The following is a 25825-nucleotide window of genomic DNA, read 5'->3' as shown; positions in this document are numbered from 1 at the left end:
CTTAGAGCATGAAATCGCATCGAGAGGCCCCGGATCGCCGGGCTCAGTCTGACGGCTGTCTACGCCACGCGTCTGCTATTGACCGCGATCGCGATGACCTGCCCCCCTCCGGCTGCATCGCAAAATCTCCCGGACTGCTCGCGGATGCGAAAATCGTGGCGCCGGAAAAGGGCTGCCCTTATGGTCTTTGCCAAACCCATAATCTGGCGCCGCTGCGCTGGAATCGGGACGCCCGCGTTTGTCAAAGCTTACCCTGCCAGTCCGGCTCGCTCTCCTGGTCGCGGGAACGATGTTGCCGCTGATCATCTTCGCGGTCGGCATTGCCGTCTACAATTACAAGCAGGATCGAACTGACGCGACCAGCCGCGTGCTGGAGAACGTGCGCAGCATGCGCCTTGTGCTGGACTCCGAAGTGCAGCGGATGACCGGCGGCCTGCAGGTCCTGGCGCTGACGAATTCGCTGCGCAACGACGACTTCCAGAATTTCCGCCGCATCGCGCTCGGCTTCCTCGACCAGTATGGCAAGGGCGGTCTCGTGTTGATCTCCGACCGCAAGGGCCGGCTGTTGTTCTCCTCGACGACGGAAGACATCGAGCGCCTGCCGCCGCGCGGCAATCTGGAGATCATCGAAAAGGTATTCGCGACCAGGTCGCCGCAATATTCCGACCTGTTCACCGGCGCGATCAATGGGCGGCAGGTGCTCACCGTCGAGGTCCCGGTATTGCGCGACGGCGAGGTGATCTACGATCTCTGCTTCAGCCCGCCGATCAGCATCTTTCAGGAGCTGGTGGAGAAGCAGCGCCCTGACCGGCTTTGGACAGTGGCCCTGCTCGACACCAAGGGCGTCGTATTCGCGCGCGCACCGAACCCTGCCGAGACGGTCGGCAAGCAGGCTTCCGGCGCGCTGTACGATGCGATGTCTCGGGCGTCGGAGGCAGCCCTTTCGACCGTTTCGCTCGACGGGGTCGCGCTGTCCTCAGCCTTTACCAGGTCGCACCTGACCGGTTGGACGGTCGTGGCTGGCGTCGCCGAGAGCTCGTTGATCGCGCCGCTCTGGCGCAACATCGCCATCACCAGCCTGATCGGCGGCATCCTGCTGCTGACCGGCCTGACCTTCGCGGTCAGGATGGCGACCACGATCGCGCGCGGTGAGATGCTGCACAATCTGCTGATTGAGGAGCTCAACCACCGAGTCAAGAACACGCTGGCCCTGATGCAGGCGATCGCGGTGCAGACCTTCCGCAGCGCCAGCCGGGACGAGCGGACCAAGTTCGAGGGACGGCTCGGCGCGCTGGCCGAAGCGCACAATCTCTTGAGCCAGGAGAAGTGGGCGGGCTCGGAGCTGAGAGGCGTTATTGCCCGCGCAATTCAGCCGTTCCTGCCCGGCAAGCCCGACCGCATCCGGATGGCCGGCCCGGCTGTGCCGTTGTCGCCGCGGCCCGCCGTGGTGCTGTCGATGATCGTGCACGAGATCGCCACCAACGCGGCGAAGTACGGCGCGCTGTCCAACGAGACCGGCCGGGTGACCCTGGACTGGGAGGTCATCGGCGATGCGCCGAAGCCGCGGCTGCGGCTGATCTGGACCGAGATCGGCGGACCGCCGGTGACGGCCCCAGTGCAACGCGGCTTCGGCTCGCGCCTGATCGAGCGCAGCGCGCGCGACCAACTCGGCGGCGAGGCAACTGTCGACTTCCTGCCGCGCGGCGTCGTCTGCACGGTGACGTGCGCGCTGGACGAGATGCGGTGAACGAAATGAAGAGGCATCGGCGATGAGTCGGGCGGTTGCCTGATCTGCACCGAAAAACAGCCAATCTACCCGATCGTCTGCAACGCCGGGAACGTCTCCAGCAGCCAGATGCTCACGTTCGAAACCGCGCCGGTGAGGAAACCGATGCCGGTGATCACCATCAATACGCCCATGGCGCGCTCGACGTTGACGAGCTGGCCCTTCATCCGCGTGAACAGCGCGGAGAACTGCTCGATCATCAGGGCGGCGATCAGGAAGGGAATGCCGAGGCCCGCGGAATAGACGGCGAGCAGGCCCGCCCCCTTGGTGACCGTCGCTTCGGCCGCGGCAATCGACAGGATCGCGGCGAGGATCGGGCCGATGCAGGGCGTCCAGCCGAACGCGAAGGCGAGCCCCATGATGTAGGCGCCCCAGAGCCCGACGGGCTTGGGGATCGGCAGCCGGCCCTCGCGCATCAACAGGCCGATCCGCGTCAGTCCCAGGAAGTGCAGGCCCATGATGATGATGACGATGCCTGCGAGAATCGACAGCTCGGCCGACCAGGCGCGGATCAGACCTCCGATCAGCGAGGCGCTGGCACCGAGCGCCACGAACACGGTCGAGAAGCCAAGCACGAACAAGAGCGCCGACATCATGATCGCGCGCTTGGACGCCGCGGCCGGCTGGTCGCTTTCGACATGCTCGATCGTGGCGCCCGTAAGATAGATCAGATAGGGCGGGACCAAAGGCAGGACGCACGGCGAGAGGAAGCTGACGAGGCCGGCAATCAGCGCCGCCGGAATCGAGACATTTTGCATGATGCAGTCGGAGCCATTTCAGGCCCGGCACCAGGCGCGGGGAACGCGCGCGGACCAGGGCCGAACCGGCTCTGGTGTAACCGATGGCTGAGAATGCGCAACAGAGGCGCGCGAATCCAGGGCTCCTCCCGATGCCGTCTCTGATCACAGGTGCGGCATCGGGATGCGCTCAAATCTCGCCGAAAAGCGAGACTCGGCGGCGCGGCTACTTCACCACGCGGAGCAGCGGACGCCGGGGCTGGACCTGCGTCTGCTTGGAAGGGGAATGCGGTTCGCTCGCAGCGCTCCGCAGCATTTCGTCGCACAATGCCTTGAGATCGGCATCGTCAATGCCTTTGAGCTTCATCCTGACGTCGAGAATGACAATGGACAGCAGCTCGGCCGACTCGCGGCTGTTGCTCGCATTGAGAACCCTGCGGCACTCCTCGAGCGTTTCCAGCACCGACTGCAACTGTTCGTCTGAATGCGACACCGGCGTTCTTTCCGTTAAATCGGCCTGCGAGACGTGGTTGTGACGACCCCTTCGGCCCCCGTGGAGCGACAACGATAACATGAGGCCTCTGAGCCTCTGAACACGATTTCAGTGTGCTTCTGCGGTGAAACGGCGGTTCCCGCCAACATCGTGCCACGACGCCAGCGGCAACCGCCGGAGCGATCCGGGACCAAACGTCTGGTGTGCAGCGATTGATCCATCCGGGATGATGGCAACGGCTCGCGCGCATGAACGACCACTGCGGACAGCTCCGACAATCCCGCAGCCATCTCAAGGCTCGCAACGGAACTCACGCGATGACCCCTCAAACGAGCAACAGTCTGCCCGATTCCCAACCCCGGCAGCACTCAAATACCGCTCGCGTCGCAGTAAGGATGACGTTCAAAACTCATCACCCCGCAACCCGCCGTGGTTGTAGTTTGCGCCAGATTCTGCCAGTTTAGCAAACCGAAGGGAATTGTATGCACTCCTTGGCGGAAAGGGGCGTTCCGCTGGAAGAACGCCCAAACACAAATATCAGCGGCCTCTCCGATTGGGACGCGGCCCGCATATTCCTGGAAGTCGTCCGATGTGGAAGTTTCCGCTCGGCGGCCGAACGCCTGTCGCTGTCGATCAACGCCGTCCGTCGCCGGATCGATGATTTCGAGCGTCAGACCGGCACCACCCTGTTCACCCGCGACGTCCACGGCACCCATCTGACCGACGAAGGCGCGACGGTGGTCTCCGCCGTCGAGCGCATGGAGGCGGCGGCCTTCGACGTGCTGCGGACCAGCGATTCGACGGCCAACGCCCTGTCCGGCGAAGTCCGCGTCGCCGTCACCGAGGGACTAGGGACGTTCTGGCTCGCACCGCGGCTGGTTGAATTCCAGCAAGCCTATCCGAAGATCCTGGTCGACCTGCATTGCGCGATGCGTTCGGCCGACGTCTCCCGCCACGAGGCCGATGTCGCCATCCATCTGTCGCGTCCCTCGGCGCTCGACGTCAAGCTGGTGCGGCTCGGCCGTATGCATCTGATGTTCTGGGCCTCGGAGAAATACATCGCAAAACATGGCGCGCCGCGCTCGGCAGCCGAATTGATCAAGCACCGCCTGGTGCTGCAATTCGCCGACCAGCTCGCCGCGAAGGAATCTTTCGAGAGCTTCTTCCCGGGCGTGTCGGAGCGCGACCTTCTGGTCATGAAGACCAACGTCTCGAGCGCCAATTACTGGGCGGTCGCGAATGGCGCCGGAATCGGCGTATTTCCGAGCTACGCCATTGCGCTTGGCGGGAAGTTGATTCCACTGGAGGTCGAGCTGAACCGACCTCTGGACATCTGGCTGTCCTACCATCCCGGTAGCGGCCGGATTCCCCGCGTGCGGCACATGATTGACTGGCTGATCGAGGCTTTCAATCCGGCCCGCTTCCCGTGGTTTAAGGAAGAGTTCGTGCATCCGCATGAATTCAACGACTCGTATATGGGCGAACCCCTGACCCAGCTCTTCGGGGGATTTTCAACCGAAGAACAACGGTGAGAAGTATGAAAACAGCGGCGAAGAGAATGAAGCAGCGCAGTGCCGGCAAGCCGGACATTGAGCTTGGCAAGCGGATCCGTCTGCGGCGCGTCGAGATGAAGATCTCGCAGGCCGAGCTCGGCGAGAAGCTTGGCGTCAGCTTCCAGCAGGTCCAGAAATACGAGAAGGGCGTCAATCGCGTCGGCGCGGCTCGGCTTCAGCAGATCGCCACCGCCCTCGACGTGCCCGTGACCTTCTTCTATGACGGCGACAACAAGGCGCGGGAAGTGGAGAGCCTGCTCTTCCTCGACAGCGCCTTCAGCCTCCGGCTGCTGCGCGCCTACAGCAAGATCAAGGACCAGACGGTGCAGCGTCAGCTCGTCTCGCTGATGGAATCGATCGCAGCGAACGAAGCCTGATTCGATCGACGCTCTGGCCTCAACGGCCGATGTTCAATCCGTCGCGTCGCGGGGCGCGGCCGGATTGAACGAGCGGATTGGCGTATCTGAGCCCGCGCGGGGTGCGCGCGGCCTTCTCGGGGCGGCATGACCGCCCTTTTTTCATGGCACTTACTGCCACTCGCCCGCGGCTTTTGCCGACACCTCGCCGCGCCATGCGATCGCGGCACAGGCGGATGCAATACACCTCGCCCTACCCGGTTGACCGCGGCGGCGCCCGCGCCGCACATTGCCTCGTCAACGACCAGCGAGCGCGCGATGTCCGACATGACCGACACGACAGAAACGGCTTACGCCGGCCGCAAGATCCTCAAGCACACGACCGGCGGCGTCGGCGTGATCACCTTCAACAATCCCGACAAACGCAACGCGATGTCGCTGGAGATGTGGGAGGGATTTGGCGAGGCGCTGACCAGCCTGCGCGACGACGAGACGGTGCGCGTCGTGATCCTCCGCGGCGCCGGCGGCAAGGCGTTCGTGTCGGGCGCGGACATCAGCCAGTTCGAGAAGACGCGGCACAACGCAGCGGCGTCCGAGCAGTACGCCAAGCGCAGCGCCGCCCAGCGCGCGCTGCTCGCTGATTATCCCAAGCCGACCATCGCCTGCATCCAGGGTTTTTGCCTCGGCGGCGGCATGCAGGTCGCGATGCTTGCCGACATCCGCATCGCCTCGCACGACAGCGAGTTCGGCATTCCCGCGGCCAGGCTCGGCATCGCCTATGGCTACGACGGCTTGCGGCACCTGGTGTCGCTGGTGGGCCCGTCCTGGGCGCGCCTGTTGATGTACACGGGCATGCGCATCGATTCCTCCGAGGCGCTGCGCATCGGCCTCGTCGAGCGCGTGATCCCCGATGATCAACTCTGGGGCGAGACCATGGCAATCGCGCAGACCATTTCCGAAAACGCGCCGCTCGCAATCAAGGCCGCCAAGATCACCATCGCGCAAATTCTGAAGGACGAGAGCCAGCGCGACATGGACACGATCAAGGCGATCGGCAACGCCTGCATGGACTCCCAGGATTTTCGCGAGGGCCGGCAGGCCTTCATGGAAAAGCGCAGGCCCAAGTTCCAGGGGCGCTGAAGCTGAACCGACGTTCAGGAAGATTAAATTCCTCGCGCAATTCGATGCAGCAGCAACCAGTTGATCTGTCGAAAGTTCTCCCGCCACCAACGAGGGAGATTGCGATGACACTCAAATTTGCTATTCTTGGTCTGGCTGCCTTGGGCGGTGCGGCGCTCGCCTCGGGCCCTGCGCTCGCGGCAATGCCGAACGGCATTCCGCAGGCGGACAAGATTGCCAGCGGCCCGGCCGCTGAAGTCGAACAGGTGCGCTGGGTCTGTAACCCCTGGGGCCGCTGCTGGTGGCGTCCGAACTATTATCGCGCCTACGGTTTTTACGGCGGTCCGCGCTTCTACGGTCCGCGTCCGTGGGGCTGGCGTCACCGCTATTGGCACCGCTGGTGAACGACAAGGGGCCCCGCGGGCCCCTTTTCTTTGACTACAGCGCGCCCAGGACCGCCTTCGTGATATCGGCGGTGCCGTTGCTGCCGCCGAACTCCATCGGCTTGATGCCGCCGGCATAGATCTGATCCACCGCGCGCTCGATCGTTTCGCCCGCTTCCGCCGCGCTCTCGACGCCGTGCTTGTCGGCGAGCCAGTCGAGCATCATTGCCGCCGACAAGATCATGCCGGTGGGGTTGGCCTTGCCCTGCCCCATGATATCGGGGGCGGTGCCGTGGCAGGGCTGGAACACGGCGTATTTGTCACCGATATCGGCCGACGGCGCCATGCCGAGGCCGCCGATCAGGCTCGCGGTGATGTCGGAGACGATGTCGCCGAACATGTTCTCCATCACCATCACGTCGAACTCCCAGGGACGCTTCACCAGCATCGCCGAGCAGGCATCGACATAGAGCCGGTCGGTCTTCACCTCCGGATGCGTCTTGGCAATCTCGTCGAAGATGCCGCGGAAGAAGGCAAAAGCCTTGAACACGTTCGCCTTGTCGACGCAGGTGAGCGCACCGGGCTTGCCGCGCGCCCTGCGCCGCTCGGCAAGGCGAAACGAAAACTCGAACAGGCGCTCGGACGTCTTGCGCGTGATCACCATGATCTCGCGCGCGTCCTCATGGGTGACGATGCCCTTGCCCACGGAGGCGAACAGGCCTTCGGTCGATTCCCTGATCACGACGAGATCGATGCCGCGCTGGTCGGCGCCGACGATCGGGCTCGGCACGCCCGGAATGAGCCGCGCCGGACGCACGCCGGCATAGAGATCGAAGATGAAGCGTAGCTCGATCTGCGGCGCAATCTCGGTGTTGTCGGGATAGCGCACCGACGGCAGCCCGCAGGCACCGAGCAGGATCGCGTCCGCCTCCTCGCACAGCTTGATCGTAGTGTCGGGCATCGACTTTCCGGTCGCGACATAATTGTTGGCGCCGGCCGGGGCCTCCGTGAAGCGGAAGTTCAAATCCGATTTCTGCTCGATCCTGCGCAGCACCTCGATCGCCGGCGCCATGACTTCTGGACCGATGCCGTCACCGGCCAGCACGGCAATGTGGAAGGCGTTATTTGCGGACATGGACGTTCCTGATCCAGGGATGTCATTCCGGGGCGGTCCGCAGGACCGAACCTGGAATCTCGAGGTTCCGGGTTCGATGCTTTGCATCGCCCCGGAACGACGATTTGAAACTACGGCGTCAGCACGGTGCGTCCGACCACCGCGCCCTGCTGCAATTGCGCCAGCGCGTCGTTGGCCCTGGCGAGCGGCAGCGGCGTCACCGGGATCGGTGCCACTTTCTTCGTCCGCACCAGATCGAGCAGTTCCTGCGTCTCGCGCAAATTGCCGACATAGCTGCCCTGGATCGTCACGGCCTTGATCGGAATCAGCGGCAGCGCCCAGGTCGCGCCGCCGCCGAACAGGCCGACGATGACGAGCTTGCCGCCTTTGGTCAGACAGTCGAAGCCGAGTTGCGTCGTCGCGGCGTTGCCGACGAGGTCGATCACGGCGCGGATCGGCCCGCCCGCCTTCTTGGCGAGTTGCTCCAGCGCATCCGGCGCCTTGGGATCGACGGTCGCGAGCGCACCGGCCCTTTCCGCCGCCTCGCGCTTCTTCGCATCGATGTCGATCATGATCGCGCCCTTGCCGCCCATCGCTTTCAAGAGCGACAGCGCCATCAGGCCGAGGCCGCCGGCGCCGAACATCACGATCGGCGTATCGAAATGCTGCTCGACCTTCTTCAGCGCGCTGTAGGTGGTGACGCCCGAGCAGGCGTAGGGGGCGGTTGTCGCGGGATCGAGCCCCCGGAGATTGAGCAGATAGCGCGGATGCGGCACCAGCATGTGATCGGCATAACCGCCATCGCAATAGACGCCGAGCGAGCGCGGCGTCAGGCACATGTTCTCGTCGCCGCCGAGGCAGGTGGCGCACTTGCCGCAACCGATCCACGGATAGACCAGGCCGACATCGCCGAGCTTGAGGTCGCCCTGGTCGGTCGGCTTCACGTCGGGACCGAACGCCAAAATTTCGCCGACCGTCTCGTGGCCCATCGTCAGCGGCAAACTGATGCCCCGGTCCTTCAGCGACAGCGGCTTGCGACCGTGACCGAGATCGTAGCCGCCCTCCCAGATGTGGAGGTCGCTGTGGCAGACGCCGGCCGCCTTGACCTTGATCAGCACCTGGGTACCCGACGGCTGCGGCGTGGGCTGGTCGAACTCCTGCAGCGGCGCCTTGAAATCGGCGACCTTGAAGCTCTTCATCGACATCCTCCCGGCATGTTCTTGTTGTCGCGCCACCATGCCATGGCCGACACGACGAGACAAACCCCGAAGCCGTCTTAGTTTAGGCCAGCGGATGATGGCAAGCCACGAACTGGCCGATTGCGACCTCGCGCAACTCCGGTATCTGTGCGCTGCATTGCTGATCGGCGCGCGGACAGCGGGTGCGGAAGCGGCAGCCGGACGGCGGCGCAATCGGCGATGGCGGCTCGCCGGTCGCCACACTCTCGGCGGGACGCACGTCCGGATCCGGCACCGGGATCGCCCGCAACAGCAGGTCCGTGTAGGGATGCGCAGGCCTTGCGAACAATTGCTCCGACGGCCCGACCTCGCAGAGCCGGCCGAGATACATCACCGCGACGCGGTCGCTGACGGCTTTGACCACCGCGAGATCATGCGCGATGAACAGCAGCGTCAGGCCAAAGCGCGCTTTCATCTCCTCCAGCAGATTGAGAATCTGCGCGCGGATGGAGACATCGAGCGCCGAGACCGGTTCGTCGCAGACGATGAACTCAGGATTGAGCACCAGCGACCGCGCGATGCAGATGCGCTGGCACTGCCCGCCCGAGAATTCATGCGGCAAACGGCCCGCCACGATATCGGGATCGAGCCCGACCGCGACGAGCACCTCGTGAACGCGCCGCTTGCGCTCGGCGGCATCCTTGACGCCGGCGATGATCAGCGGCTCGGCGACGATGTCGCCGATACGCCGGCGCGGATTGAGCGAGGCGATCGGATCCTGGAAGATCAGCTGCACTCGGCGGCGCATCTTGCGCAGCGCCTCGCCCTCCATCGCCGTCAGATCCTGGCCGTCGAACATCACCCGCCCGGACCTGGCGCGACGCAATTGCAGGACCGCGCGCCCCAGCGTCGACTTGCCGCAGCCGGATTCACCCACCAGCCCCAGCGTCTCGCCGCGCGCGACCTGGAAGCTGACACCGGAGACGGCATGCACCGTCTTGTTGCCGAGACCATATTCGACGACGAGATTGTCGACGTTCAGCAGCGGCTCGGGGCGCACGGCAAGCTGCATCATGCGCCGATCCCCTCGGCCATCCGGATCGGATGGAAGCAGGCATAGAGATGCTCCGGCATCTCCGCGCTCTTTAGTTCGGGCTTGGCCTCGTGACAGCGCCCCGCGGCATAGCGGCAGCGCGGCGCAAAGGAGCAGCCACGCAGCGGCCGTATCGGGTCCGGCGGACGGCCGGAGATCGCAGGCAGCAGCGTATGCGGCGCGGTGTCCAACTTCGGAATCGCCCCCAGCAGCGCCTCGGTGTAGGGCATATGCATGCGCTTGAACAGCGCCGACGTCGGTGCGCGCTCCACCACCCTGCCCGCATACATCACGGCGACCTCGTCGGCGCGGCCGGCGACGACGCCGAGATCATGGGTGATGATGATCATCGCCATATGACGGCGGCGCTGCTCACGCGCCAGGAGATCGAGAATCTGCGCCTGGATGGTCACGTCGAGTGCCGTGGTGGGCTCATCCGCGATCAGCAGCTTCGGTTCGCAGGACAGCGCGATCGCGATCGCGATGCGCTGGCGCATGCCGCCGGAGCATTGATGCGGGTATTGCGCGAGCCGCTGCTCCGGTGCCGGAATGCCAACAGCGGCCAGCAGCTCGATGCTGCGCTTCCGTGCCGCCGGGGCATCCAGCTCGAGATGCTCCTGGATCGTCTCCATCAGCTGGGTGCCAATGGTGAGCACCGGATTGAGCGAGGTCATCGGATCCTGGAACACGACCGCGAGATCGCGCCCACGCAAGCGCCGCAGCCGTTCCGCATCGAGCCGCACCAGATCCTCACCGTCGAACATCACCCGGCCGGTGAGCTTCGCCTTCTTCGGCAGCAGCTGCAGCACCGCGCGCGACAGCATGGTCTTGCCGCAGCCAGACTCACCGACGATGCCGAGCGTGCGGCCGGCCGCCAGCGACAGGTCGACGTGATCCACAGCACGCAGATTGCCGCGCGGTGTCGGCAGCTCGACCGCGACGTGCTCGATGCTCAGGAGCGGCACGCTCACAATGCCCCCTGACGCGGGTCGGTCAGCGCCCGCAAGGTATCGCCGACGAGGTTGAAGGCCAGGACGGTCAGGAACAGCGCCGCCGCCGGCAAGAAGGCGAGCCGCGGCGCGACGTCGAGACTGTCGCGTCCTTCGCCGATCATGCTGCCCCAGCTCGCCATCGGCGGCGGCACGCCGAGACCGAGGAAGGACAGCGCGCCCTCGACCACGATGGTGACGGCGACACCGAGCAGGAAGAAGGCGAGCAGCGGCAGGATCACGTTCGGCAGCAGCTCGCGCAAGATGATGCGGGCATGGCTGGCGCCGAGCGCCTCTGCTGCAATCACGAATTCGCGCCGCGCCAGCGTCAGCGTCGCCGCGCGTGCCACCCGCATGAAGGCGGGAATGCCGAGCACGCCGAGGATCAAGGTGAGATTGGGGACGGATTGGCCGAGATAGGCAGTCACGGCCAGCGCGAAGATCAGCGGCGGAAAGGCCAGCAGCACGTCCATGCTGCCGACCACCAGCGTCTCGAACCGGCCGCGGAAATAGCCGGCGAGCAGGCCGAGCGCGCCGCCGAAAACGAGACTGATCATCGGCGCGATCAGCCCGACTGTCAGCGACACCCGCGCGCCAAAGATCAGGCGAGCGAACTCGTCGCGGCCGAGCCCGTCGGTGCCGAGCCAGTGCTCTCCGGAGAACGCCGCGCGGCGCTCCAGCATGTCCATGTCTACAGGGTTCTGCAGCGGCAGCACCGGCGCGAGGATCGCGAGCGCAACAACGATCGCGAGCCAGCCGCTCGCGAGCCAAAACAGCAGGCCGAGCTTATGCCTGCCGCGAACGGGCGCGGACGTCGCATCGTCCTGCATCGAGAGCTCAAGCGTGGCCATGGCGGATCCTGGGGTCGAGCACGGCGTAAAGCATATCGACGATGAAGTTCACGAGCACGAAGCCGCAGGCGACCAGCAGCACCACACCCTGGAGGATGACAAGATCGCGGGTATAGATCGCGCCGACCAGCAGCCGGCCGATGCCAGGCAGCGCAAAGATCGATTCCACGATCAGCGTGCCGCCGAGCAAGCGGCCGATATTGATTCCGGTCACCGTCACCAGCGTCAGCGACGACGGCTTGAGCGCATGCACGAACAGAATGCGCGCTGGCTTGAGGCCCTTGGCCTTGGCCAACGCGATATAGTCCTCCTGCAAGGTCGCGATCATGTCGGAGCGCAGCACGCGCATGATGCCCGGCCATTCCGCCAGCGCCAGCGTCAGCGCGGGCAGCACGAAGAAGCGCAGATTGGCCAGCGGCGCCTCCGTGAACGGCACATAGCCGGTCGCCGGCAACCAGTGCAGCTCGACCGCGAACAGATAGATCAGGAGGATCGCCGTCAGGAAGGACGGCATCGACAGCATGGCAAAGGCGCTGCCGGTCATAAAGCGGTCGAAGGCGCCGCCGGCGCGCGCAGCGCAGGCGATCGCGAGCGGCACGCCGATCAGGAGCCCGATGAACTCCGCCATCAGCATTAGCTGGAGCGAGACCGGGATGCGCTCGGCCACTGCCTGGAGCACCGTCTGCCCGGTGCGGAAGGAGCGGCCGAGATCGCCCTGCAAGACATGACCGAGCCAGCTCAGGTAACGCCACCACAGCGGCTGGTCGAGCCCCATGTCACGGCGCAGTGCCGCAACGTTCTCCGGCGTCGCCTGGTCGCCGAGGATGACCAAAGCGAGATCGCCCGGCAGCAGCGATGCGATCAGGAAGGTCAGCAACGAGACGGCCAGCAGAACCGGCAGGATCGCAAGGAGCCGCCGAACGACGAAGTTCAGCATCGCGCTTTCATTCCAGCCAGGTGCTCGAGACGTCGATCACGCCGTTGTAGATTTTCGGAAAGCCTCTCAGCTTGGCGCTCGACAGCGCGTAATAGGTGTTCTGGAACGTCCAGAACCAGATCGCCTCCTTGTTGATGAGGCGGCTGATCGCGCAATAATCCTCGGTGCGCTGTGCCGGATCAGCGGTGACGCGGGCGTGATCGAGCAGCCGGTCGAGTTCGGGATCTGAAAAGCCCGCGAGCGCGAGTGGGCTGCCGCTGCGGAAGTTGGCGTACATCTGCGGATCGGGATCGGCGAGATCGACGATGCGCCATGGCGTCAGCTGGAACTGGCGGGCGAAGGCGCGCGACGGAATGGTGGCCTGGTCGACCTGCTCGATCTCCATGTTGGCGCCGACGCGCTTCCAGAACTGCTGGAGCACCTGGCCGATCATGCGACCACGCGGCGTCGCGGTTACCAGCATCTTGAACTCGACCGGTTTGCCATAATCCTTGATCAGCGCCTTGGCCTTCTCGACGTCGAACGGCAGCGCACCGTCGTCCTTGCACTTGACCCAGGAGCCGTCGCCATAGGGATTGCTCGCCGGCCGGCTCAGGCCGTTGCTGATCGCCTGCGACATTTTTGGACGGTCGATCGCCATCACCAGCGCCTGCCGCACGCGGACATCGTCGAACGGCGCAACCTTGGTGTTGAAGGCATAGACCTGCGCGCCCGAGCCCTTGTAGGTGTGCACGGTGAGCTTGGGATCCTTCTGCGCCCTCATGATGTTGTCGGCGTCGTTCTCGTCGTCCCAGATGATGTCGGCCTCGCCGGATTGCAGCGAAGCGAAGCGCGACTGCGCGTCCGGCAGCGGCTTTAGGATGATGCGGTCAAGATAGGGGCGGCCCTTGTCCCAGTAGTTGGGGTTCTTTTCCAGCACCATGCGGTCGCCCGCAGTCCAGGATTTCAGCATGTAGGGGCCGGTGCCGACGGGATTGCGATTATAGTCGTCGCCCTTGGTCTTCCAGGCCGTCGGCGAATGCACGACGTTGTTCTGGCTCTGGATGGTTATCGTCGCCGGCAGGTTCACGGCCGGATCGGTAAGATTATAGACGATGGTGTACTCGTCGGGCGCCAGCACCTCCTTGACGTTGGTGATGTAGAAGGCGCAGCGGCACTTGTTGGCGGGGTCCTTCTGCCGGTCGAAATTCTCCTTGAAAGCCTGCGCGTTGAACGGCGTGCCGTCATGGAATTTCACGCCCTGGCGCAGCTTGAAGGTCCAGCTCTTGTAATCATCGGAATGGGTCCAGGACACCGCCAGTTTTGGCGCGGCCTGCCCTTTCTCATCGAGCGTCGTCAGCGTGTCGAAGATTGCGGCGGCCGCGGTGAAGGTGGAGGTGTCGTAGACGCCGACTTTGAGCGGGTCGAACCCTGCAATTTCCAGCTCCTGTCCGACGGTGATGCTGCCGCCCGATTTCTGCGCTTGCGCAGGCGCGGCCAGAGCAAATGCCGCGACGAGGAAAATCGGCACGCGCTTGCGTGCGACTGCAGCCGCCTTCGTCATGGTTCCTCCCAGGATCCCTCGTCCGATGTTTCGGATCGTTGAATGACTCGGGAGCAAGATTGGCGACAAATGTCCGCCACGGCAAGAGGAACGCACGAGAGTTCGAGCGCCGCATGTCGCGGCGCGTTGCGTTCAGCGCGTTGCGGCCGTTTTGCCTGACGGAATTGGTGCATCGCTCGCAAGACCGATCTCGGCGCGCAGCGCATCCGTATGCTCGCCGAGCACGGCCATCGTCTTGGCTGGCGCGGTCTCCGCGCCCGACATCCGGAACGGCAAATTGAGCACCTGGAATGAGCCGCCTTCATCCCGCACTTCGGACAGCGCCTGCCGGTGCGCGAGCTGCGGATCGGCCAGCGCTTCGGACACGGTGCGATAGGCCGAGGCCGGGACGCCGGCCGCGCCGAGCGCGGCAAGGCATGCATCGGTCGTGAGCTGCCGCGACCAGGCTTCGACGCCGTCCATCATCTCGGCCCAGTTCTCGCGGCGCGCGGCGTAGGTCGAAAAGCGCGGATCGGAAATCCATTGGGTGCGGCCGATCACCTCCATCAGACCTCGAAACGTCTTCTCGCTGGCGACTGTGATCATGACGTAGCCGCTGGCCGTCTCCGTCGGCCCGAACATCGGGCGCGGCGGCGGCTTCACGGCGAATTGCGAACTCTGCAACTCGGTCAGCGTCAGCGACAGCATCGTTTCCAGCATGGAAACGTCGATATGCTGGCCAAGGCCCGTAACGGTGCGCTGATAGAGCGCAGACGCGATCGCGCCGAAGCCGTAGGTGCCAGTGACGACGTCGGCATGGTAGATGCCGCAATAGTCGGGACGGCTGCGACCGGGCTGGTAGGCAAGATGCGCCATGTCGTAGCCCGAGGCCGCATGGATCACCGGCGCATAGGCCGGCAGTTCGGCCGACGGCCCGGTCTGGCCGTAGCCGGAGATCGAGCAGTAGATCAGCCTTTGGTTGATCTGACGCATGCTGTCGTAGTCGAGCCGCAGCCGGCGCATCACCCCCGGGCGGAAGTTCTCGACGAGGATGTCGGCGGTTGTGGCCAGCCGGCGCACCGCCTCCTTGCCGTCCTCGGATTTGAGGTCGAGCACCACGCTCTTCTTGCCGACATTGAGCTGGCCGAACGTGGTGCTGCAACCCTTGCGGAGCGGCGGTCGGGTCCGCATCGTCTCTCCGCCATCGGTCTCGATTTTGATGACCTCAGCGCCCATGTCGGCGAGCATCCGCGTGCAATGGGGACCGGCAATCGTGGTCGAAAAATCCAGGACCCGCAGGCCCGCGAAGGCCTTTGTCGTCTTTCCCCCATGCTTATCTGCTAGCTGCATCCGCGGAGCCCCATGGAACCTTCAGTGTTCTTTGTTGTTGATGCGCCGACCCTAGAGGGCGGCGGCTGAGTAGGAAAGTCTTTACCGAACGGACAGGCCGCGTGGGCGGGGATTTGAATGTGACGGCAACTGGACCCGTTCTTGCATAGAGGCAAGCGGGCTCGGCAGAGGGCAGCTGTTCTTGAGGGTCTTGTTCGTCACGACAGAGATGGACGACTTCGTCCGCGTGGGCGGACTTGGCGCCGTTTCCGCGGCCCTTCCTCGCGCCCTTCGCTCCTTTGCCGATATCCGGATCATGCTGCCCGGCTATCGCGACATCATCGAGCAACTCACGCACATTCAAATCGTTGGCCGCTGTCCGGCATTTGCGGAGATGCCGGCCTGCTCGCTCGGACGGGCCGCGACCAAGGATGGCCTGCCGGTCTACGTGCTGTTGTGCTCACAGCTCTACGACCGACCCGGCAATCCCTATGGCGACGAATCCGGGCGCGACTGGCCGGACAATGACATCCGCTTCGCGCGCCTTGCCTCGGCCGCCGCTGAGCTGGCCATGGGCACGCTGGACAAGAATTGGGCAGCAGACCTGATCCATGCCAACGACTGGCAGGCCTCGCTCGTGCCGGCCTATCTCGCCTGGCGCGGCGCCAAGCTGCCGTCGATCCTGACCATCCACAATCTCGCTTATCAGGGTCTCTTCCCGAAGGACTCGCTGCGGCGGATCGGCGCTCCGGAGAGCTCGTTCCACATTGACGGCGTCGAATTCTACGACCAGGTCTCCTTCCTCAAGGCGGGGCTGGTCTATGCGTCTCACCTCACCACGGTCAGCGGCACCTATGCGCGCGAGATCACGACGGCCGAATACGGCTGCGGCCTCGAAGGCCTGCTTCGCGTCCGCTCCGACGCGGCCGAGCTCACCGGCATCCTCAACGGCATCGACGAGAGCTGGGACCCACGCTCCTGCGCACAGCTCGCGCAGCAATTCGGCGCGGGCGACTGGGTCGGCAAGAAAGCGAATGCGGACTACGTGCGCAAGCAATTCGGGCTTGCGGTCTCACGCGGTCCCATGTTCGGCATCGTTGCCCGCCTTGTGCACCAGAAGGGCATCGACCTCGTGCTGTCGGCCGCCGACGAGATCGTCGACGCCGGCGGGCAGATCGTGGTCACCGGCTCCGGCGAGCCGGCGCTCGAGCAAGCCTTGATCGACGCGCACCGGCGCCGCCCCGACGCCATCGGGGTCGTGATCGGCTTCAACGACGCCCAGGCTCGCCGTATTTTCGCCGGCAGCGATTTCACCCTGATGCCCTCACGCTTCGAGCCGTGCGGGCTCAGCCAGATGTACGCGCAGCGCTTCGGCTCGCTGCCGATCGGACACCAGACCGGCGGCCTTGCCGAAACCATCACTGACGGCGAGACCGGCTTCCTGTTCTCAAGACCCTCGCGTGAATCCTTCCTCGGCGGCGTCCGCCGCGCGTTCGAGGCGTTCATGGCGCAGGACCAGCTCGATACCATGCGCCGCAGCGCGATGGGACGATCGTTCTCCTGGAGCATCTCGGCCGGCAGCTACAGCGCGCTGTACCGGAAGCTGGCGGCGGTGTGAGGCGACGCTGTCATTCCGGGGCGCGGGTTTTGGCGCGAGCCCGGAATCCATCGTACCGCCGGAATGATGGAGGATAACGGCACCCCGTGAACGGCACGGACGACCGGACAGGCCTGGCTTTTGAGGCTCTACTGCCCCCGCACATCCATCTGCGGCCGCCCGATCCAGGCTCTGTTGAGGCATCGGGTCAGCCAATCGGGTTGCGGCTCGCCGCGCAGCCGCGCTTGCGCCTCCTGATAGGGCCCGACATAGCGCAGCCTGTCGGGCAATCTCGGATAGACACGCCGTATCCATTTCAGCGCGTGATCGGCAGTTCTGATGTCCCGCTCATCGAGCTCAAATCCGAAGCCGGCCCGCAAGCGTTCCGGCAGCATCCTCGCCGTGAGCGCGCGGTACCATCGCGGCGGCCGCAACCAGGGACGGGCGCCGCTGAAGATCTGCTCGGCGATCTCGCGCGCCGCCGGGCTGACGGTCAGCGTATCCGACTGCGCCATCGCCTTGGTGTAGGCTGCGAAGCCCGACCAGTCCGCCGGCAGATCATCCCCCGTCAATCCGAACAGGGCGCCGTAAAGCCGGGCCTCGCTCCAATAGCGCTCGCGCTCCTCCGCCGAGAGTGGCGGCAGCACCAGATCATGCGCCATCAGTGCGGTCTCGACCAGCGTCGCATGGACCCAGCGGAGCGAGGGAATGTCGTTGGCGCAGTAGCGCGAGCCGGCCGCGAACGGCCCGACGGTGTCGGGCATCTCGCCGACGATCATGCTGTGGCGCCGGTGCAACTGCCGGGACGACCGCAGCGCCCGGTCCAGCGAGCCGAACACCATGGTAAAGACGATGTCGAAAGTGCGATGGAAGCGGCCGATCGGATCGGCAAGGGTGCGCGAATGCTCGGCGATCGCCGCCGCGACCCAAGGATGCGCCAGTTGCAGCAGCAGCGCGCGGCCGGCGCCGAGAAAGATTACGGCCTCCCGGTCGATCTGCCAGGTCAGCGAGGCCGGACCGAACACGCCGGCGACCGGTCCCGCTGCGTTCGCGCGCAGCCTATCGAGCGATGCCTCCAGATCTTTTTCACCAACCAATTGCAAGCCTCGCGACGAAGACATGGCGACAATAGCCCGGACCGCGCGCCTGCGAAATCGCCATTGCGCAAAACAATGACCAACAAGGCTCTCAGTCCGCCGCAATCGGCAGTGCGTCCATATCCGCTTCGTCGGACAGGCGGCCTCGGACAACAGCGGCATCGCCGGCGGCACCTATCTTGCCTGCTATTTCTGTGGCGGACTGGTCGGCACGGCCGTGCTGGCGGTCGTTCGATGCTTTCGGCTGGCACGGTTGCGTGGCCGGCGTGGGCGCTACGCCAGCGACGAATTGAGTATCACCAGGATGGACGATCCGCTGCTGCAGTCATACCCGCGCGCCGCGTCTCCGGCATTACGAACAGAATCAGCAGAAGCCCCGTCGCGGCAACCCCGGACAGTCCGATGAAGGCGGTGGCGTTGCCGAACTTGTCGCTGACATAGCCGCCAAGCGCGGTGCTCAAGGCCGCACCGATGCCGGTCGCGGTGCCGACGATGCCCTGCGCCAGGTTGAAGTGACCGCTGCCGAAGGCAACGTCGGCGACGATCAGCGGAATCATCACCGCGAACACGGCCGCGGTGAGCCCATCGAACACCTGCACCAGCACGAGCAGATAGGGATCGCGCACGGTTGCGAACAGCAGACCGCGAATCGTCAACGCGCCGAATCCGATCAGGAGCAGCGGCCGTCGGCCCCAAAGTTGTGCCTTGCGCCCGACCGTCGGCGACAGCAGCGCCACGATCGCCTGCGGGACGACGATGCAAAAGGCGACGAGCACCGTCGCCCACTGGCTCGACCGCGCCGTCACCGCGCTCGCCATCAGCGGCATCATCGCCGCGTTCGCGAGCTGCAACAAGAGCACGCTCAGCGCGAACACGATCAGCGGACGCTGCCGGATCAGGTGCCAGACATTGGTGTCGCCGCGATCGGCTGCCTCAGGCGGCATCTCACCGTGACAGCGCGCGATGTCGACCTCGTGCTCGCGGATGCGCGAAAGCGCGATCAGGGTCGGGATCGCGAGCAGGAAGGTGACCAGGAATACCGAGCGGCTCGACAGCAGGTAGCCGGCGGTACCCATTACCGCCGCCGCGACGCCGTTGCCGAGCGAGGCAAAGCGCGCATTGCGGCCAAGACGCTCGCCGATCGCGAGCGGACCGACCAGGCCGAGGCTGATCGCGGCAATCGCCGGCCCCAGCACGCAGCTCGCCATCGCATGCAGGGTGGCGGCGGTCACCACCACTGGGAAGATCGGCATCGCGGCGTAGGCCAGCGCGCAGCAGCCGATGGTGGCAATCGCAAGCGCGGCCACCAGCCGTTCCGATTTCGCCGCATCGATGATTGCCCCGCCCGGCATCTGCCCGATCAGGGCGACGATGCCGCCGATCGACAGCACGAGGCCGATCTCGACCTGGGTCCATTTCTGCGTCGTGAGGTAAACCGCGATGAACGGACCGAATCCGGTCTGCACATCGGCGAGGAAGAAGATGAACCAGTCGAGCCCGCGCAGGCTCTGACGCGACGGTGCCGGAAGACCTGCAGCCGATAGCGCGGCGGCGTGGTCCTGCTCAACCGGGGCGTCGCGATCTGCATGTTTCGGCTTGCTCGACAACAGCACAGGCGGTCAGCCCTCCGGGCACCTCACTGAATCGCTTGCAGCGGTTGAAGGCTGCCGGACGCGCCGAGCACCACGATCGGCGTGTCTTCCTTGTATTCCGGCGCAGCCGCGACCTGCGCCTTGGTCAATTCCAGCGTGATGCTGTCCTTCTTGTTGGCGATCTTGCCGAAGCGCAGCGCGTTCCAGTCCACCACGATCTTACGGCTGCCGACGCCGAGGAAGCCGCCGAAATCGATCGCCGCCGCGCGCACATGGCCGGTGCGATCGACGATGACGTCGACGATACGGCCCATGTCTTCGCCGGCGGCGCTGCGCACGTCGCGGCCAAGGACGCCATGCGCTTCGCTCGCGCCGATGATGGTCACCGAGGGCGGCGGGGCGGCATCCTTCGGGGTGACCGGAACGGTCGAGGCCGGCGGCTGTGCCGGCGGCGCATTCGCTTCGCTCTGGCTCGCGGGCTGATCCTCCGCGGCGCGCGAGGGCGCAGCCGCCAGGCCCGCGACGATGGCTATGCCCAGGATCAGCGCTCCGATAGCACGCATCACACCCTCCTCACGGCACGCCGCTAGCGCGCCAGCACGATCGAGACCTGGATCTGGCCGCGCGTGCGCAACACTTCCAGCGCCACGTCATCGGCATGGCGGCTGACGCGCAGATCCACGCTGGACTCGCCCAGCCGCACATCACGCAGGATCACCTCGTTCAGGAACGCCGGCAGATGCGGATTGCGCAGGCGAATCTCCCCGCGCGCCACGTCGAACTCGATGCCGAGCGCCGCCTCCAGCAACGTGAACGGCGTCGCGCTGGCCCAGGCCTGCGGCGCGCAGGCGACCGGATACAGCGTCGGGCCGCGCCGCTTCTCGCGCCGAAAGCCGCAGAACAATTCGGGCAGCCGACGCAAATCCATATAGGTCGCCGCGTCGAACAGCCCCTTGAAGACATGGGCCACCGAATGCTTGAGGCCGTAGCGCGCGAGCCCGAGCGCGATCAGCGCGTTGTCGTGCGGCCAGATCGACCCGTTATGATAGGACATCGGGTTGTAGCGGACCTCGCCTTGCGCGACGGTGCGGATGCCCCAGCCCGAATAGAAATGCGGCCGCATTAGATCGGCTGCGACCAGACGGGCGCGGTCCTCGCGGATCATGCCGCTGAACAGTACCTGCCCGGCATTCGAGGTCCGCACCTTGCAGGGGCGCTTCTTGCCGTCGAGGGCGAGCGCATAAGTGCCGAGCTCCTCGCACCAGAACGCCTTCTCGAAGTGCTCGGCCAGCGCCTTGGCTTCGGCCTCGAGCTGGCGCGCGCGGTCCGGCTTGCCGAGCTGCAGGGCACAGCGCGCCGCCGACTGCTTGGCCATGTAGACGTAGCCCTGGACTTCGGCGAGAGCGATATTGCCTTCCGCGAGCTGGCCGTCGGCATGGAAGATCGCGTCGTAGGAATCCTTCCAGCCCTGGTTGGCGAGTCCTTTCTCCGTCGCGCGCTGGTATTCGACGAAACCGTCCTGATCGGGATCGCCGGGGCCGTCGATCCAGGCGAGCCCGGCCTCGATCGCCGGCCACAGCTCGATCAACGTGGCCTCGTCGCCGGTACGTTCGAAATAGCTTCCCGCGAGCAGGACGAATAGCGCGGTCGAATCGACGCTGCCGTAATATTGGGAGAACGGCACCTCGCCCAACGCCGCCATCTCGCCGCCGCGCATCTCGTGCAGGATCTTTCCGGGCGCGGCGTCGGCGAGCGGATCGACCGCCTTCGCCTGGAAATGCGCAAGGCGCCGCAATACGCCCTTGGCGACGCGCGGATCGACCCAGAGCATCTGGAGCGCGGTGATCAGGCCGTCGCGACCGAACGTCGTCGAGTACCAGGGAATGCCGGCATAGGGATAACGCCCTTGCGGCGTCTCCGTCATCAGCATGTTGAGGTCGGCCATGGCCTGGCACAGCACCTCGTTGAAGATGTTGTTGGAGGTCTCGATGCTGGCGGCGCCCATGGTCGACTGCCGCATCTCGCGGCGGTGCGCCAAGAGGCCCGGGAAGAACCGCGCCGGCTTTTCCGTCACCGGCCGGTTGCAAGAGACGGCAACGAACAGCGATCTGGCCTCGTGCGGGTCGAGCTCGAGCTGCCAAGTCGCAGCATTGACCGACAGCCGCGTCGGACGCGGATCGAAATGCAGCCCAGTGATGCGCTCGGCCTCGTCGAGGCCGCGATACTCGAACAGCACGTCGGTCGGACCTAACAAGCGGCTCGTACCGGTGCCACGGCGCGGGCGCCGCTCGCCGCGGACCTCGAACAGGTCGGCAAAGTCGTTGTCGAACAGCAGCGTCAGCTCGAAGCTGGCGCGTGCGTCGCCGTGGTTCTGCACGCCGATGCGCTGATAAGCGCTACCGCGCCACAGGAAGATCGTGCGCACGATGTGCAGCAGATCCTTTTGGAACACGAGGCGGCCCTGACGATAGATGTCGGGATTGGTGAGATCGACCGTCAACGCCGAATTGTCGTCGCGGAGGTTCGAGCCGAGCAGCAGCGGCTGAAGATCGTCGAGCACGAGCTCCAGCCGCGCCAGGTAGCGCGTGTCGGAGTGAAACAGCCCGTCCGGCCCGCCCGCCGAAGCGCCGATGTCGCCGTGGCTGTCGAGCACGATAAAGGTATCGTCGTGCTTGAGGGACCGCCGCGGCCGGGCGGCGGGTCCCGTCATCGGAATGTAGAACGTCTGCTCCGCGACGGCCTCCACCGTCTGGGACACGGAAATGATCTGGGTTACGGTTTCGGCTGCCATGAGCTGCTCCCCTGCGCCTTGATTCGAAACGCAACCAACGCGAATGTGACTGCTCGATCTACGCGGCGACCTTCGCGAGCCGGCTCATCTCCTGCGTCACCAGCTCACGGTAGGGGCCGTGACCCTGCATCAGCCGGTCGGGCGCGCCGTCCTCGATGATCTTGCCGGCCTTGAGCACGACCACGCGGTCGAAATTGCGCAGCGTCGCCAAGCGATGCGCGATCGCAACCACGGTGCGGCCGCGCATCAGCCGCGACAGTGCCTCGCGGATCGCCTCCTCCGATTCGCTGTCGAGCGCTGCGGTTGCCTCGTCGAGCAGCAGGATCGGCGCGTCCTTGAGGAAGGCGCGCGCGATCGCGATGCGCTGGCGCTGGCCGCCCGACATCTTCACACCGCGGTCGCCGACCATGGTATCGAGACCTTCCGGCAAGCTCTCGACGAAATCGCAACGCGCCGCGATCGCCGCGCGCAGCACCTCGTCGTCGGTGGCGTTCGGCCGGCCATAACGGATGTTCTCGCGGATGGAGCGGTGGAACAGGGAGATGTCCTGCGGCACAACTGAGATCGCCTCGCGCAGGCTCAGCTGCGTCACCTTGGAAATGTCCTGGCCATCGATGGTGATGTTACCCTCGTCGACGTCGTAGAAGCGCTGCAGCAGCGTGAACAGGGTCGATTTGCCGCCGCCGGACTGGCCGACCAGGCCGACGCGCTGGCCGGGTTGCAAGCGTAGACTGAACCGCTCAAAAATCTTCTCGCCGCCGGGATAGCCGAAGGTGACGTTATTGAACGCGATCGCGGCGCCGCTCTTGACCAGAGGCTCGGCCTCGGGGTGATCGCGCAGTTCGTGCGGCACCAGCAGGGTGGCGATGGCCTCGGTCAGCCGCGCGACGTGCTGGGTCACGTCGACCAGCGCCACCGCGAGATCGCGCGTTGCATTGAGAATGGACAGGCCGAGGGTGCAGACCAGCACGACGTCGCCGGTGGTCGCCTCGCCCTTCTGCCACAGCGTGATCGCCCAGGCCATCAGCGCCACGGTCAGCACGACGGTCACGCCGGCATGCGTGATCCGCAGCTTCTCCAGATACCGCAGGCTGCGGCCCCGCGCGGTGAGCTCCCGATTCACCGTCGCGTCGAACCGCTCATGCTCGTGGCTGATGCCACAGAAGGCGCGCACCAGCGGCATGTTGCTGATCACGTCGATCATCTCGCCGTCGACCACCGCGGCCTTGTCGGCGAAATCATCATGCAGCGGCTTGCCGGCGGCGGCCAGGTGGAACATCGCGACCACCATGCCGCCGGCGATCACGATCAGGCCCAGCGCCATATACGGACTCACGGTTCCGATCAGCATGATTGCCGCAATTGTGGCAATGCAGGGCGGCAGCACGTTCCAGACGAACATGTTCTCGACCGTGAACACCGCGTTGGAAGTCGCCGTGATGCGACTCGTCAGCATGCCCGGCATGCGATCGGAGAAATAGCTCGGGGCGTGGCCGGTCAGATGACGAAATATGTCGCGACGTAAATCACCGGTGACCCGGACGAAGGTGAAGCTCGCCGTCCAGCTCGCGATCCGCCACAGGAAGTTGTCGGCGGCGATCAGTGACATGAGCAGAATGAATGCCAGCCATACGCTGCCGCCATGAGATGGTCCGGCGGACAGGCTGTCGACCAGCGATTTGACGCCGTACTGGGTGCCCACGGAGCAGGCAACGGCTGCCACGACAGCCGTCAGGATCACCAGGTGTGACGCGAGACGACGCCGGAGGTAGCGCAAGACAAAGGCAAATGGCCTGCGCGCGTATCCAGAAAGCTGATCCATATGGCTATCGCCCCGTTATGCTGGTTTTCATTTCGTTACTGGTCGAGTGAACAGCGACCACTTCGCCTCGGTTCCCGGGCCCGGCGATCACGACATGCGGATACGGACGATCTGAGAAGATGTAGTGGCAGCATCGAGACGTCCCCCTGACGTGTCGAATATGTAACGTTCGGAGGAAGGAACTTCGCAGGTGCGGGAACGTTCCCTTGTCTGGCATTGCCGGTGCCGTACAGGCGGGGGGTTTTCAATACATGATCGCACAGAGGAGATGGTGAGATGCGCATCGCGCAGGTTGCTCCGTTGACGGAGGCTGTTCCACCCAAACTGTATGGCGGCACCGAGCGGGTGGTGCATTGGTTGACGGAAGAGCTGGTGGCCCTTGGACACGATGTGACGCTGTTCGCCAGCGGCGACTCGCAAACCTCGGCAAAGCTAGATGCATTATGGCCGCGGGCGCTCCGCCTCGACGGTTCCGTGCGTGATCCCAACGCGCTGCATATGGTGTTGCTGGAGCGCGTGCGGCAGAAATGTGACGACGAGGAGTTCGACTTCCTTCACTTCCACCTCGACTATTATCCGTGGTCGCTGTTCTATCGGCAGCCAACGCCGTTCGTGACCACGCTGCACGGCCGTCTCGACCTGCCGGAGCACCAGCCGGTGTTCAACACTTTCTCGAAAATGCCGGTCATTTCGATCTCCAATGCGCAGCGGCGGCCCGTGCCGCAGGCGAACTGGGTCACCACCATTCATCATGGCCTGCCAGAGAATCTGCTGACGCCGAAGCCCGTCAAGCAGGAATATCTCGCCGTGCTCGGCCGCATCGCGCCCGAGAAGGGCGTCGACCGCGCCATCAAGATCGCGACCCATTGCGGCATCCCGCTGAAGATCGCCGCCAAGGTCGATCGCGCCGACCAGGATTATTACGACGAACTGATCCGGCCGATGATCGAGAACAATCCGCTGGTCGAGTTCATCGGCGAGATCAGCGATCACGAGAAATCGGACTTTTTGAGCGGCGCGCTCGGTCTCTTGCTGCCAATCGACTGGCCGGAGCCGTTCGGTCTGGTGATGATCGAAGCGATGGCGTGCGGAACGCCGGTGGTCGCCTTCAACCGCGGCTCGGTGCCGGAGATCATCGACGAGGGCCTCACCGGCTTCATCGTCGAGGACGTCATCAGCGCAGCGGGAGTGGTCAACCGCCTCGCGCAACTGGACCGCACTGCGATCCGCAAGCAGTTCGAGACCCGCTTCACGGCGCGGCGGATGGCACTGGACTATCTCGCGGCGTATCGCAGCCTGACCGAGGCACAGGCGCCGCGGATCAAGCTGGTGAGCAGCGCGGAGTAGAGCTTCTGCACCGCTGCTGGTCGAAGTGCCCTCTCCCGTTGTGGGAGAGGGCTCAAGGCCTGCGCGGCACACTCGCTTGGGTGAGGGGTTTGCCTCGCCACGGAAAAATCTTTCCGCGGAAACGGACCCCTCATCCGGC

At 65.0% G+C, this 25825-nt stretch carries 22 protein-coding genes and 1 pseudogene; 8 read left to right on the top strand and 15 right to left on the bottom strand.

Going from position 1 to position 25825, the window contains the following annotated elements:
* The first annotated feature begins 289 nt into the window (after positions 1-289).
* Positions 290-1747: a sensor histidine kinase gene (locus IVA87_RS28160; RefSeq protein ID WP_247336182.1), complete on the top strand. Its 1458-nt coding sequence runs from the start codon at positions 290-292 to the stop codon at positions 1745-1747.
* A 65-nt stretch (positions 1748-1812) separates the two neighbouring features.
* Here the strand turns inward: IVA87_RS28160 and IVA87_RS28155 are convergent, their stop codons facing one another.
* Complete coding sequence (locus IVA87_RS28155; protein WP_247303040.1) at positions 1813-2544, bottom strand: cytochrome c biogenesis protein CcdA; 732 nt, start codon at positions 2542-2544, stop codon at positions 1813-1815.
* Positions 2545-2749: 205 nt separating this feature from the next.
* Entirely contained in the window at positions 2750-3097 is a 348-nt protein-coding gene (locus IVA87_RS28150; RefSeq protein ID WP_247303043.1) for a hypothetical protein, read from the bottom strand.
* 401 nt (positions 3098-3498) lie between these two features.
* Between IVA87_RS28150 and IVA87_RS28145 the strand changes: the two genes are divergently transcribed.
* From IVA87_RS28145 to IVA87_RS28130, 4 genes are all read left to right on the top strand, one after another.
* On the top strand, positions 3499-4548 hold the full coding sequence (locus IVA87_RS28145) for a LysR family transcriptional regulator (RefSeq protein ID WP_247303045.1): 1050 nt from the start codon (positions 3499-3501) through the stop codon (positions 4546-4548).
* Between the two features lie 26 nt (positions 4549-4574).
* The gene (locus IVA87_RS28140; protein ID WP_014497036.1) at positions 4575-4946 is read left to right on the top strand and encodes a helix-turn-helix transcriptional regulator; all 372 of its coding nucleotides are present in this window, start codon (positions 4575-4577) and stop codon (positions 4944-4946) included.
* 297 nt (positions 4947-5243) lie between these two features.
* The gene (locus IVA87_RS28135; protein ID WP_247303047.1) at positions 5244-6065 is read left to right on the top strand and encodes an enoyl-CoA hydratase; all 822 of its coding nucleotides are present in this window, start codon (positions 5244-5246) and stop codon (positions 6063-6065) included.
* Between the two features lie 104 nt (positions 6066-6169).
* Positions 6170-6448: a hypothetical protein gene (locus IVA87_RS28130; protein WP_247303050.1), complete on the top strand. Its 279-nt coding sequence runs from the start codon at positions 6170-6172 to the stop codon at positions 6446-6448.
* A 34-nt stretch (positions 6449-6482) separates the two neighbouring features.
* Here the strand turns inward: IVA87_RS28130 and IVA87_RS28125 are convergent, their stop codons facing one another.
* The 8 genes from IVA87_RS28125 to IVA87_RS28090 form a co-directional block, all read right to left on the bottom strand.
* Positions 6483-7562 (bottom strand): isocitrate/isopropylmalate dehydrogenase family protein, encoded by a 1080-nt coding sequence (locus IVA87_RS28125; RefSeq protein WP_247336155.1) that lies wholly within the window; start codon positions 7560-7562, stop codon positions 6483-6485.
* Positions 7563-7672: 110 nt separating this feature from the next.
* Positions 7673-8740: an alcohol dehydrogenase gene (locus IVA87_RS28120; RefSeq protein ID WP_247303054.1), complete on the bottom strand. Its 1068-nt coding sequence runs from the start codon at positions 8738-8740 to the stop codon at positions 7673-7675.
* Between the two features lie 82 nt (positions 8741-8822).
* Entirely contained in the window at positions 8823-9794 is a 972-nt protein-coding gene (locus IVA87_RS28115; protein ID WP_247303056.1) for an oligopeptide/dipeptide ABC transporter ATP-binding protein, read from the bottom strand.
* Positions 9791-10783, bottom strand: coding sequence for an ABC transporter ATP-binding protein (locus IVA87_RS28110; RefSeq protein WP_247336151.1), 993 nt, complete (start codon positions 10781-10783; stop codon positions 9791-9793). Before IVA87_RS28110 ends, IVA87_RS28115 begins: the two co-directional genes overlap by 4 nt.
* Complete coding sequence (locus tag IVA87_RS28105) at positions 10780-11652, bottom strand: ABC transporter permease (protein ID WP_247303059.1); 873 nt, start codon at positions 11650-11652, stop codon at positions 10780-10782. The genes IVA87_RS28110 and IVA87_RS28105 overlap by 4 nt, the downstream gene beginning before the upstream one ends.
* Positions 11639-12589, bottom strand: coding sequence for an ABC transporter permease (locus IVA87_RS28100; protein WP_247279274.1), 951 nt, complete (start codon positions 12587-12589; stop codon positions 11639-11641). Before IVA87_RS28100 ends, IVA87_RS28105 begins: the two co-directional genes overlap by 14 nt.
* A gap of 7 nt (positions 12590-12596) precedes the next feature.
* Complete coding sequence (locus tag IVA87_RS28095) at positions 12597-14132, bottom strand: ABC transporter substrate-binding protein (RefSeq protein WP_247303062.1); 1536 nt, start codon at positions 14130-14132, stop codon at positions 12597-12599.
* 132 nt (positions 14133-14264) lie between these two features.
* The gene (locus IVA87_RS28090) at positions 14265-15461 is read right to left on the bottom strand and encodes a CaiB/BaiF CoA-transferase family protein (protein WP_247303064.1); all 1197 of its coding nucleotides are present in this window, start codon (positions 15459-15461) and stop codon (positions 14265-14267) included.
* 181 nt (positions 15462-15642) lie between these two features.
* Between IVA87_RS28090 and glgA the strand changes: the two genes are divergently transcribed.
* Entirely contained in the window at positions 15643-17058 is a 1416-nt protein-coding gene (glgA, locus tag IVA87_RS28085; RefSeq protein WP_247303067.1) for a glycogen synthase GlgA, read from the top strand.
* A gap of 128 nt (positions 17059-17186) precedes the next feature.
* Here the strand turns inward: glgA and IVA87_RS28080 are convergent, their stop codons facing one another.
* Positions 17187-18134: an oxygenase MpaB family protein gene (locus IVA87_RS28080; protein WP_247303069.1), complete on the bottom strand. Its 948-nt coding sequence runs from the start codon at positions 18132-18134 to the stop codon at positions 17187-17189.
* Between the two features lie 127 nt (positions 18135-18261).
* Between IVA87_RS28080 and IVA87_RS28075 the strand changes: the two are divergent.
* Positions 18262-18427, top strand: a pseudogene (locus IVA87_RS28075) (MFS transporter); the annotation flags it as partial.
* A 3-nt stretch (positions 18428-18430) separates the two neighbouring features.
* Here the strand turns inward: IVA87_RS28075 and IVA87_RS28070 are convergent.
* Genes IVA87_RS28070 through IVA87_RS28055 form a run of 4 tightly spaced genes read right to left on the bottom strand, consistent with a single transcriptional unit; the run spans position 18431 to position 24339 of the window.
* Positions 18431-19747 carry an MFS transporter gene (locus IVA87_RS28070; RefSeq protein ID WP_247303071.1) on the bottom strand — a complete coding sequence of 439 codons (1317 nt, stop codon included), beginning with the start codon at positions 19745-19747 and terminating at the stop codon, positions 18431-18433.
* A 23-nt stretch (positions 19748-19770) separates the two neighbouring features.
* On the bottom strand, positions 19771-20289 hold the full coding sequence (locus tag IVA87_RS28065) for a PRC-barrel domain-containing protein (protein WP_247303073.1): 519 nt from the start codon (positions 20287-20289) through the stop codon (positions 19771-19773).
* Positions 20290-20312: 23 nt separating this feature from the next.
* The gene (locus tag IVA87_RS28060; protein ID WP_247303075.1) at positions 20313-22517 is read right to left on the bottom strand and encodes an amylo-alpha-1,6-glucosidase; all 2205 of its coding nucleotides are present in this window, start codon (positions 22515-22517) and stop codon (positions 20313-20315) included.
* Positions 22518-22575: 58 nt separating this feature from the next.
* A complete protein-coding gene (locus tag IVA87_RS28055; RefSeq protein WP_247303077.1) occupies positions 22576-24339 on the bottom strand; it encodes an ABC transporter ATP-binding protein in 1764 nt (587 codons plus the stop codon).
* 276 nt (positions 24340-24615) lie between these two features.
* On the opposite strand from IVA87_RS28055, the gene IVA87_RS28050 reads away from it, so the two are divergent.
* Positions 24616-25686 carry a glycosyltransferase family 4 protein gene (locus IVA87_RS28050; protein ID WP_247303079.1) on the top strand — a complete coding sequence of 357 codons (1071 nt, stop codon included), beginning with the start codon at positions 24616-24618 and terminating at the stop codon, positions 25684-25686.
* Positions 25687-25825 lie beyond the last annotated feature (139 nt).

Source organism: Bradyrhizobium sp. 147 (assembly GCF_023073935.1).
Lineage (GTDB): Bacteria > Pseudomonadota > Alphaproteobacteria > Rhizobiales > Xanthobacteraceae > Bradyrhizobium.
Note: the sequence above shows the minus strand (reverse complement) of the source record. Positions and strands in the feature narration are given on the sequence as shown.